Raw genomic sequence first — 10673 nt, forward strand, 5'->3', positions numbered from 1 at the left:
TTAAATAATTCATTAATATTTTATAGCTTTCATAGTCAACACAAATCTTTTTTGTTGAATGATCAATTTATTCTTTTGACGTGGAAAAGGTCAAGATGTTACTTTTTACTGGCTAATATTAACATCTCTTACGTTAATGTTGCCGTAGGCGGGCAGAAGTCCGGCCTTCATGAAGATCAGCTGGCCTTTAGGTGATTCGATGAAGTGCTCGAATGCTGCCGGCAGTGCGCGGCGTGGATCATTGAGCAGGGCATAGATCGTGCGCACAAACGGGTATTGGCCGGTCCAGATGTAATATTGATAGGGCTTGTAGGAATTGGCCGGCGTGGCATGGTCTACGCTGCTGACGCTCATCACCCGGATATTCTTGTTGAATGTCAGGTTGGTCGTGTCGCGTTTGTCGTTGAGCCAGTTGTTGCCGATGATTCCTATGGCATTGGGATTGTCTTCTACGTATTTGATGACTTCGGCAGTCTTTTTCACAGCCACGACGTTGGGGTTGGCAATGGCCTTCCCACCAAGAATGGAGTCCTCAACAAAGTGAACTGTACTGGATTTGGGATTGTCGAATACTACCGATATGGTCCCACTCTTGGAGCCGCTTCCCAGTTGGTTCCATTGCGTGGTTTTACCCATAAGGATTTCTTTGAAGTCCTTGACGGAAATCAGCGTGTCGGCGTTGGCTTTGTTTACGATAAGTGCCAAAGCGTCGTAGCCGATCTTGATAGACTGTGGAAGAAAGTTCTGCGCTTTCATGCTTTCCACCTCAGAAGGCTTGAGCGCGCGTGCTGCGAAAACCAGCCAGCACTTGCCTTTGAGCAGTTGGTTGATTCCGTCCGACTCGTTGGTATAAATGGGATTGAGATGTGCGTCGGGAAGAGAAGCCAGGAAAACTTCTTTTTCCTCGTCGATGATAGGACTAAAACTCTCATCGGAGACGAAGCTGATCGTCCCCGATGAGGGTGTATCTGTACGACCATCCTTCGGCTTCTTGTTTGAGCAAGCAGCCAGAAGGATGGCCATAAGAGTGAATCCTACATAAATGAAGGATGTACATGCAGAAGAGACATCCTTCTCAACAACGGACTTATTGAAAAGATTGACAACTGTATTCCTGCCGATGATGGTTATGAAATCATTGACTGCAGTGACATGCTCGTCCTGCCCGGAGTTATTGATGATCAGGTTCACTTCAGAGAACCGGGAGCCGTACATAAGGCAACAATAGCCACCGAGTCCGTCGCCGCAGTTCTCGGAGGTACAACATCTTTCATGGACATGCCAAACAACAATCCTCCTGCCGTGACCATTGAAGACCTTCAGGCCAAAAAAGATATTGCAGCCAGAAATTCATACGCAAACTACTCTTTTTATCTCGGGGCCACCGAAACAAACATGGATGAAATCCGCAGAATCAACCCTCAGGAAATTTGCGGCGTAAAAATCTTTATGGGATCATCAACAGGTAATCTTCTGGTTGATAGGGATGAAGCACTCTACAACATATTCAAAAACAGTCGCGTGCTCATTGCCACCCATTGCGAAGATAACGCACTGATTAACAGGAACATGGAGGAATTCAAGGCAAAATACGGTGAGGAAAACCTTAAACCTTACATGCACCCTTTAATCAGAAATCATAAGGCATGCTACAGATCCAGCAAAAAGGCCGTTGATCTTGCACTGGAAACAGGAGCAAACCTTCATGTGCTCCACCTTTCCACCAAAGATGAAATCGAGCTGTTCAGACCTTTCGCCGGTCAGCCGGTAAGGGACAGAAAAATTACCGCTGAGGTGTGCGCACACCACATGTTCTTTAACGATAAGGACTATGAACGCCTTGGCAACAGATTAAAATGCAATCCTGCCGTAAAAACCGAAGAAGACCGTCAGGCTCTCGTAAATGCGGTTGAACAGGGAATCATCTCAATTATCGCAACCGATCACGCACCGCACACCATTGAAGAAAAGAATCAGCCTTTCTGCAAAGCTCCGTCAGGACTGCCTCTCATCCAGTTCTCACTGCTTGCCGTTCTCGATTTGGTTCATCGCAATGAACTTTCAATCGAAGCGGCGGTAACGGCATTAAGCCATAATCCGGCCGAAAGATTCAACATTGACAGAAGAGGATATATCAGAGAAGGATATTTTGCGGACATCGTCATCGTGAAAAAAAATGACTATACCGTGAAACCGGTGGACATTGCCTCAAAATGCAAATGGTCACCGTTCCTCGGTCACACTTTCAGTCATAAGGTTATGCACACATTCGTAAACGGAAACCACGTCGTAACAAACGGAATTTTCACCCCTAACAATATTTTCGGCAGAGATCTGCGTTTCAACAGATAGAATCCCAAAACCGTAACCGTGAATTCCTGACGGTTACGGTTTAATTCCGGCAAAAATCAAAATCCCGTTTCACCAAGTTCATGAATCATGCAAAGGAAATACACACCTTTGAAAACGTCGTGTTACGGTCATTTCACCAAAATATAACGGTCATTTTGAATAAAAAAGTTGACTTGTTTTTACAAAATTTCTTTTATATAACATTTTCGTAACAATTATCAATTTTTTATCTGAAAAAACACTCACATTTCCCGTTAAATGCTATACTAAAATTGATCAAGTTGTTAAAATTATAAACAAGTTAGAAAAATATTGTTTAAATAAATGTAATTTTTTACATTTTTACAACAGTATTATATTTTTTTATATCGCTTAAATAAATTTAACAAATCAAAACAAATTATTCAGGGAACAAAAATCATGTCTGCAGCAACTGTACTGATTGTTGATGATGAACCGGTAGCCTGCAAAATGGCGACCTCCATATTCAACGCTGAAGGTTATGAAACCCTCATTGCCGGCAACGGTGACGAGATGCACGAAATTCTGTCCACCCATCAGATTGACCTCATTCTGCTTGACATCAATCTGCCGGGAAAAAATGGTCTCATTCTGGCTAGGGAAATCAGGGAAAAGGGTGATATAGCCCTGATGTTCGTAACAGGCAGAGACAACGACATTGATCGCATCCTCGGTCTAGAAATCGGTGCTGATGACTACATCACCAAACCGTTCAATCCTAGGGAACTGACCATTCGTGCCAGAAACCTCATTAACAGAACGAAGTCCAAAAAGGCTCCCGTTCAGCAGTTTGTTCCTACCGCAACGGAAAAATACGAGTTCGACGGTTGGGTTCTTGAAACCAACAGTCACGATTTGATCAGCCCTTCCGGAGTTGAAACCAGACTGCCACGTGCTGAATTTCGCATGTTGCAGTACTTCTGTGAACATCCTAAACTGATAGTAACCAGATCAGATCTCATGTTCTTTATGATGGGTAGAGAATTAAAGGAACATGACAGAACTGTTGACGTTACCATAAGAAAGCTTCGCCGTCATCTTGACAGTGAAAATGCACAAAATCTGATTGAAACCATTTTCGGCGAAGGTTATCGTTTTGGAGCTGACGTTAAGGTTTCTTAGATCATGACAGCTACTTCCGGCCCGCCTGCGTATAATATGCGTCAAAAATCCCTGAGTTGAATTGCGGGCTGAAAAAGATTACGGCATGGACCGCACATGGTTCATGCCTTTTCTTTTGCAGGAATAAAACACAAAAGGGCATCGAAAAACATCCCGAATACCCCTCATAAAAACACCGGATTCAGCATGGACATCCGGATTAAACTTCTGACACAGTTGTCGAAAAAAAAAAATGTAATGACACCTGTCATGTTACATTCCGGACAGTGTCATTACAAAATTTCTCAGCTCTTTTGTATCTGCCAGAATAATCTCACGTAATTCCATAACTCTGCTGTTAAGACCGTATGTATCACGATCCTTCAGAAGCTCAAGTTCGATTTCCTTTGCTTTAGCAGACACTCTGGTAAGACCAATGGAACTTGCTGCTCCCTTAATCTTATGAAGCTCCTTCCCGGCCTCTTCAAATCCTTTCTTATTGAAGTAGCTTAAACAGTTGCCAAGATAATCCTCAACGCTGTTTAGAAACATATCTATACCTTCACAGATAGGCCCCTTTCCCGCAATGCTGACGAATTCATTCACGTATTTTATATTTACAATGTCTGTAATCATTTATTATTCCTGATATTTTTGCAAATTTTCTACTAATTTAGTTAAAGACAAAGGTTTGTTCATAACGCCGTCAATATGATGCTTTTCGTATTCCTTCCGGTCATTAATGACGTTGGCGGTCAAAGCTATTAACGGAACGCTGCAATTAAGCTCGTTTACAAAAACGTCCGCCACGTCAAAACCGGTCATATCCGGCAGCTGCATGTCAAGAAGTGCCAGATCAATCTTTTCGCTCTTAAAAAGACTAATGGCTTCCTGACCGGTTTTAGCCACAAAAACCTTATGTCCAAGCTTCTCAAGCATGGTTCTGGCAACCAGGATATTCAGATCCACATCCTCAACCAGAAGCACTCTTAAGCTGCTCTTAATCTCTTTTTTCTCTATTTCATGCTCAGTTTTCTTAAATGTAAAACTTACCGTAAAGGTACTGCCCTTTCCCAGCTCACTTTCAACTCTTACGGAACCGTTCAGTGCCTGACAGAGATTTCTTGTCACATGAAGACCGATACCGGTGCCAGTTGACTGCTTGGTTCCTTCAACCTGATAGTACAGCCCGAATATCTTTTCCTGTTCCTCCTTCGCAATACCTATACCGGTATCCGTAATCGAGAAGGTAAGCTCGGCTGAATCACCATCCATATGCTGTCTGACACTGATTGTTATTCCGCCCTTTTTGGTAAACTTTATGGCGTTACCCGTCAGATTCCACAGAATCTGACGCAGTCGAGTCGGATCAAGAAGCAGATACTCCGAAACTTCCCCTTCCACATTAAAGTTGAAATCAAGATTCTTCTGCTCAGTCATAAGGTGGGCAAGAGTTTCGAAATCATCAAGAAAATCGCGCCATTTTACCTTTTCATATATAACGTTAAAGGTCTGTCTTTCAAATTTATTCAAATCTATGACGTCATTAAAAATATTTCCAAGCGTAACAGCACTGACGTTTATGGCTTTAAGATTGCGCATGTCATCCCCGTCAAAATGACCGGTCTGCATCAGAATGTCACTAAGACCGACAATGCCGTTAAGCGGGGTTCTCAGCTCATGGCTAAGAGTGGAAATAAAATTACTCTTATCCCTTGAAGTCTTTTCCAGAAGATCCTGTTCATATTTGAGCTTTGTAATATCATGACCGTAAAGCATGATGCCTATAAGATTTCCTTCAGCGTTGACTGCAGGCCTTTTTCTCATCTGATATACAACTTCGTTAATGGTACTTTCATAGGTAACATCACTTTTGTTCAGCTTTAGGATGTCATCAAACTTAGCAAAAATATCATCAAGCTCATGATCCTCCTTCAGGAGATCAACAAGCTGTGCGGCATTGGTGAGCCCAAGAAGCTTAAGCATGTTGTCATTGCAGCCTTTGATATTACCTGATTCATCACGGTACATAATAATATCGGGAGTCAAATCAACGATGGCGGAGAAGAACGTAGCCTGTTCCTCAAGCTGCTTCTCAACCTTTATCTTCTGACCGCGAAGAACCTCATGATCCTTTGTCAGCGTCAGATTTCTGTCACGCTGATTAATCATGGCCACATAGGTTTTGGCCAATGATTTTTTCATATCCCTAACCTGGGTTCTGGCATTTTCCACATCAGAAAAAACCTGATTGAAGACAAAAACGATAAACGGAGTCAGCAGGGCTCCGTAGCACAAAGGCTGGATAACGTCAAAGACGGTAATGATACCATTGAAAAAATAACCTAGGACACAGTGAACAACGGTAATGAAAAGAGTTAAAAAGAAACCGAGAACTGCGGAAAGATAAACCACAGACTTCTGGTACAGTCTGCTGATCCATTGTTTAAGCTTCTGCTCACATGTATTGTATATATTCATAATCCGTTAAACCAACATCAATTCCCTTTGATTTCCGGCAGCACCATTCTGCCTTAGGCCTCAATCCCTGCCCCGTCGGAGATACCGGCGATATTCCGTCATCGCCGTAATTCTTACCGCTTTATCTTATGAAAACTAGTTACCGTACTGGCAGTACTCCTCAAAGTTTTCAAACAACCACGGTTCCTTCTTCCTTAAATCCGCAAGCATTCTGCGTGTTATCAGGGTAACACCGCCTTCTGATCTGTAAAAACGGCGCTCATCCTCTTCCTTATTCTCTCCGACAACAAGATTTCTAGGCAACTCACAGCCGCGATCCAGAATAACCTTGGTAATTCTGCAACCTCTGTGAATAATACAGTCAGGAAATGCCACAACCTCGTTTATAAATGTAAATGAATGCACTCTCACATTGTAGAACAGCACGCTTGAGCATATTGACGAACCGCTGACAATCACACCGGCAGCTATTACGCTGTTTCTCAGAATGGTGGATGCTCCGTTTAAATCCTGAACGTACTTTGCACTCGGAAGCTGCATCTGATAAGTCCAAATAGGCCAATCCTGATCGTAAATATCGAGATCAGGAGTTACGGAAGCAAGGTCCATATTGGCAGCCCAGAACGAATCGACAGTTCCGACGTCGCGCCAGTATATCTGATTCTTGGCTCTGTTGCATACGCACGAAATACTGAAATCATGAGCGTGAGCAAGGCCTCTGCTGACCAGACGAGGAATGATGTCCATCCCAAAATCATGACTTGATTCCTCAGTCTGTTCATCTTCATACAGAACATCATAAAGGAACTTAGCATCAAAAACATAGATACCCATTGAAGCCAGACACATGTTTTCATTATTAGGCATGGTCTGCGGATTCTTAGGCTTTTCGTCAAAGCTGGTAATCAGTCCATCCTCATTTACAGACATTATTCCGTAGGCGCTTGCCTGATCTTTTGGAATAGGCACGCAAGCCACTGTAAGAGGACCTCCGTGCTGAAGATGATCCAGCACTATCTTGGCATAGTCCATTTTGTAAATATGATCACCGGCCAAAATAAGTATGTACTGGGGACGATGATCTCTTATGATATCTATGTTCTGATATACCGAATCAGCAGTTCCTCGATACCAGTGAACCTCATCTATGCGCTGCTGTGCCGGCAGCAGATCAAGAAATTCGTTAAACTGGTTACGCAGAAAAGACCAACCGGCCTGCAGATGTCTTAACAGACTGTGAGACTTGTACTGGGTAACCACCCCGATTTTACGGATACCGGAATTAATGCAGTTTGACAGGGCAAAATCAATAATTCTGAATTTACCGCCAAAATAAACAGCAGGCTTGGCTCTGGTATCAGTCATCTGATGTAGTCTGCTGCCTCTGCCCCCGGCCAAAATAATGGCCATTGTTTTCTTACTGGCTTGACGTGCATTTAGTGATTCTGCCATTTCCACAATTCCAATATTCAAGAAACAAAATTAAAAATAAACCGATATGACCCTTATTTCGGTCATTTTAATAAAAACTCAGATTGAATTATTATACAAAACATTTACAAATTACTTTGAGTATTGCTCCACAGTTTACAAAACATCTCATATCCTGCGGGCATTCGTCAGGCTGAGAGCATCATCCCCGACTGATACCGTCATAAACATAAGGTCTGCCTATGGCTGACCCCTGCCCGCCATTTTCTGCCAGAATCTCTCCTATTCTGTCAATACACGGCCATCTCTGTGTTGACCACATTGGGGCTATAAGCGATGAATCCCTGACAGACGCCCCAACCCTCTCGTACATGATTTCAGGAGGAGTGTACTGAATAAGTCTGGCGGCTATTTTTGCGTATTCATCCAAATCCAGCACCTGAATTTCACCGCGGAGGTACATGGCTGCCATTACGCTCCCCTTAACTATATGGAGCTGATGGAGTTTTAATGCATCCACACCTTCATCCACAACCATCTGAAGAGTAGTCAGATTGTGAATAAGTTCCTCTCCCGGAAGTCCTATTATCAGATGCGTACAGACTTTGATTCCGCGTTTTCTTGCCCTGTATACCGCATCGGCATAATCTGCAAAATAATGATGCCGGTTTATGAGATCCAGAGTTTCGTCTATGGCACTCTGCAATCCCAGTTCAAGCCAGACTTCCTTTCCCTCGTGCAGATATCTTTCAAGAAGATCCAGAACTTCATCAGACACACAGTCCGGTCTGGTTCCCACACAGATACCGACAATATTCGGAAATTCCAGTGCTTCGGAATACATTTTCTTCAGAAGCTGAAGCTCGGCATACGTACTTGTATATGCCTGAAAATAAGCAAGAAATATCTTTGATCGTTTTTCGGGAGCACATGCAAGCTGTTCTGATATTGAGAGATTTTCCACTCCCTTTCCTGAGAATGATGACACGTTACAGAACGTGCACCCTCCGCGCCCAAGGGTTCCGTCTCGATTCGGACAGGTAAAATTGCCACTCAGCGACAGTTTCTGTACACGCTGTCCGAAGCGTCGTTTCAGATAGTCACCGTAAGTGTTTAAGTACTGATTTATATGCATGCGTCTGCCTTCAGCCGAAAATTTCCAGACAAAACAAACTGTTTCCGAATAATGCGATTCGCAGAACGGAAATGGTAGCACAGTTTAAACCAAAAAGATAACTGATATGAAGAGGTGTCTACCTGTAACTGACATGAGAAAGCACTGTACTTATTTCCTTCGACAGTCTTACCTTATCCCATTCTTTTCTGAGAATTGCATACTGGTACGTATTCTCATATTTCGGCGTCCCGTCAGGATTATTCACAAACGAAACAAATTCAACAAACAGACCTTCCCGACGCATCCCCATTTTTTCACAAAGACGAATACTCGGACTGTTGTAATCATCAACATAGGAATAGATTCTTCTGGCAGCGCACTTCTCAAAAAGATAATTAAAAAACGCCACGGACGTCTCATAGGCATAACCGCTGCCCTGATAATCCCTGTTAAACATAATGCATGGACTGAACATATCCTTCGGAAGACTTTCAAACCACTGCGGTTCACCGGTCTCAGGATAGGCAAAAACCTCACCTATCACCTTCCCCGAATCCTTGAGCACGACGGCAAAATAATAAGACTGCTCTGCTGATCGCCTTTCCATTTCAGACACAGCATCATCGTATGAATCCAGTTTAAGATCTAGAAAACAGTTTACCTGCGGTTCATGCAGATATTCATAAACATCTGCCGCATCAGACACGTTGAACGGACGCAGAATCAGTCTTTCAGTCTCTATAATCATTTAAGCCTTTCCCGTTTCAATATCTACCATACACCAGTCAATTAAGACATGCACAAACGATGCGCAACTGAATAAATACGGAACAGGATCCCGTGCAGACCAGTTACATTCTGATTAATTGAACACTAAATCCCGTACCGTTTCACCTGAAATCAATATACCGTTTTACATCGTGTGATCGGTTCTGTATTTAGCCATAAAAAAAGGATCGCCAGAATATTACAGCATGGCGATCCTTTTAAGTATTAAATCAAAGCGAATTATGTTTTAGCACGCAGGCAGCAGACTCATCCCCATAAGATACTTGTCCACGGCTCTCGCACAGCGACGGCCTTCACTCATAGCCCTTACCACAAGAGACTGACCGCTGCGCATATCGCCTGCGGCGAATACCTTTGGCACACTGGTCATGAATCCAGAAGCAGTGTCTGGATCAGGAACTGCAGCCGCATTACCTCTTGCGTCACGTGCAACTCCGAAGCCGTCAAGAACAGCATCAAGAGGATGTACGAAGCCCATAGCCAGGAATACGTAATCAGCCTTCAGCTCATGTTCGGTACCTTCCTTGTTTACGAGCTTACCGCCCTTGAATTCACAGTCGCTTACCTTAATGGCGGTAACCTTGCCGTCCTTTCCGACGAACTCGTTGGTGTTCAGGCTGAACAGTCTTTCACAACCTTCCTCATGAGAGGTGTAGGTTCTGAAAATTCTAGGCCATTCAGGCCAGGTAGCAAGAACGTCATACTCAACAGGAGGTTTTGGCATAACTTCAATCTGGGTAACTGAAGCCGCACCCTGTCTGTTTGCGGTACCCACACAGTCAGCACCGGTATCACCGCCACCGATAACGACAACATGCTTACCCTTTACGTTTATCGGGTTCTTACCGCCACCGTTAACTTCCTTATTCTGACCGATAAGATATTCAAGAGCGAAATGAATGTTCGCAAGTTCTCTTCCCGGAGCCTTAAGGTCTCTTGGAGTTTCTGAACCTCCGCATAAAGCTATCGCATCAAATTCCTCTAACAGAGCCTTAGGGCTTACAACTGAAGTCGCATCACAGCGTACGCCTGCCGGCAGCTTATCAGTATCGGCAACGAGCGTAGATGTGCGGAAGGTGATTCCTTCTGCTTCCATCTGATCCATGCGGCGATCAATGAGTGATTTCGGCAGTTTAAAATCAGGTATACCGAATCTCAGCAACCCGCCGATATGATCATTCTTTTCAAAAACGGTAACATCGTGACCTGCACGGGCAAGCTGCTGGGCACAGGCCAGACCGCTAGGACCGGAACCTACAACGGCTACCTTCTTACCGGTCTTGACGGTTGCGGGCTGAGGTTTAACAAAGCCATGCTCCCACGCATAATCAATGATCTTACGCTCAATTGAACGAATGCCCACTGCCGTTGTGTCTTCGGC

At 43.8% G+C, this 10673-nt stretch carries 9 protein-coding genes; 2 read left to right on the forward strand and 7 right to left on the reverse strand.

The genetic code is table 11. The features are described from left to right. Window positions 1-105: 105 nt before the first annotated feature. Entirely contained in the window at window positions 106-1023 is a 918-nt protein-coding gene (locus tag QZU58_RS09425) for a substrate-binding domain-containing protein (RefSeq protein WP_294496293.1), read from the reverse strand. Window positions 1024-1038: 15 nt separating this feature from the next. Between QZU58_RS09425 and QZU58_RS09430 the strand changes: the two genes are divergently transcribed. Both QZU58_RS09430 and arcA read left to right on the forward strand, forming a co-directional pair. Next, window positions 1039-2352 carry a dihydroorotase gene (locus QZU58_RS09430; protein ID WP_294496295.1) on the forward strand — a complete coding sequence of 438 codons (1314 nt, stop codon included), beginning with the start codon at window positions 1039-1041 and terminating at the stop codon, window positions 2350-2352. Between the two features lie 420 nt (window positions 2353-2772). Further along, entirely contained in the window at window positions 2773-3495 is a 723-nt protein-coding gene (arcA, locus tag QZU58_RS09435) for a two-component system response regulator ArcA (RefSeq protein ID WP_294496283.1), read from the forward strand. 252 nt (window positions 3496-3747) lie between these two features. Here arcA and QZU58_RS09440 read toward each other — a convergent pair whose 3' ends face one another. The 6 genes from QZU58_RS09440 to QZU58_RS09465 all read right to left on the reverse strand — a co-directional run. Then, entirely contained in the window at window positions 3748-4110 is a 363-nt protein-coding gene (locus QZU58_RS09440) for an Hpt domain-containing protein (RefSeq protein WP_294460193.1), read from the reverse strand. 3 nt (window positions 4111-4113) lie between these two features. After that, window positions 4114-5955 carry an ATP-binding protein gene (locus tag QZU58_RS09445; RefSeq protein WP_294496285.1) on the reverse strand — a complete coding sequence of 614 codons (1842 nt, stop codon included), beginning with the start codon at window positions 5953-5955 and terminating at the stop codon, window positions 4114-4116. Window positions 5956-6090: 135 nt separating this feature from the next. Then, on the reverse strand, window positions 6091-7407 hold the full coding sequence (gene glgC / locus QZU58_RS09450) for a glucose-1-phosphate adenylyltransferase (RefSeq protein ID WP_294460187.1): 1317 nt from the start codon (window positions 7405-7407) through the stop codon (window positions 6091-6093). Window positions 7408-7588: 181 nt separating this feature from the next. Beyond that, window positions 7589-8521 carry a TIGR01212 family radical SAM protein gene (locus tag QZU58_RS09455; protein WP_294496287.1) on the reverse strand — a complete coding sequence of 311 codons (933 nt, stop codon included), beginning with the start codon at window positions 8519-8521 and terminating at the stop codon, window positions 7589-7591. A 118-nt stretch (window positions 8522-8639) separates the two neighbouring features. Next, on the reverse strand, window positions 8640-9251 hold the full coding sequence (locus QZU58_RS09460; protein ID WP_294496289.1) for a GNAT family N-acetyltransferase: 612 nt from the start codon (window positions 9249-9251) through the stop codon (window positions 8640-8642). 267 nt (window positions 9252-9518) lie between these two features. Continuing rightward, on the reverse strand, window positions 9519-10673 hold a 1155-nt coding region (locus QZU58_RS09465), incomplete at its 5' end, for a glutamate synthase subunit beta (protein WP_294496291.1).

Source organism: uncultured Ruminobacter sp. (assembly GCA_902764345.1).
In the GTDB taxonomy this organism is placed as follows: Bacteria; Pseudomonadota; Gammaproteobacteria; order Enterobacterales; family Succinivibrionaceae; genus Ruminobacter.

Bases quoted from the DNA above. Each gene is read 5' to 3' on its own strand.
- QZU58_RS09425 (WP_294496293.1), bottom strand. From the start codon at position 1,023: ATGGCCATCCTTCTGGCTGCTTGCTCAAACAAGAAGCCGAAGGATGGT.
- arcA (WP_294496283.1), top strand. From the start codon at position 2,773: ATGTCTGCAGCAACTGTACTGATTGTTGATGATGAACCGGTAGCCTGC.
- QZU58_RS09440 (WP_294460193.1), bottom strand. From the start codon at position 4,110: ATGATTACAGACATTGTAAATATAAAATACGTGAATGAATTCGTCAGC.
- QZU58_RS09445 (WP_294496285.1), bottom strand. From the start codon at position 5,955: ATGAATATATACAATACATGTGAGCAGAAGCTTAAACAATGGATCAGC.
- glgC (WP_294460187.1), bottom strand. From the start codon at position 7,407: ATGGCAGAATCACTAAATGCACGTCAAGCCAGTAAGAAAACAATGGCC.
- QZU58_RS09455 (WP_294496287.1), bottom strand. From the start codon at position 8,521: ATGCATATAAATCAGTACTTAAACACTTACGGTGACTATCTGAAACGA.
- QZU58_RS09460 (WP_294496289.1), bottom strand. From the start codon at position 9,251: ATGATTATAGAGACTGAAAGACTGATTCTGCGTCCGTTCAACGTGTCT.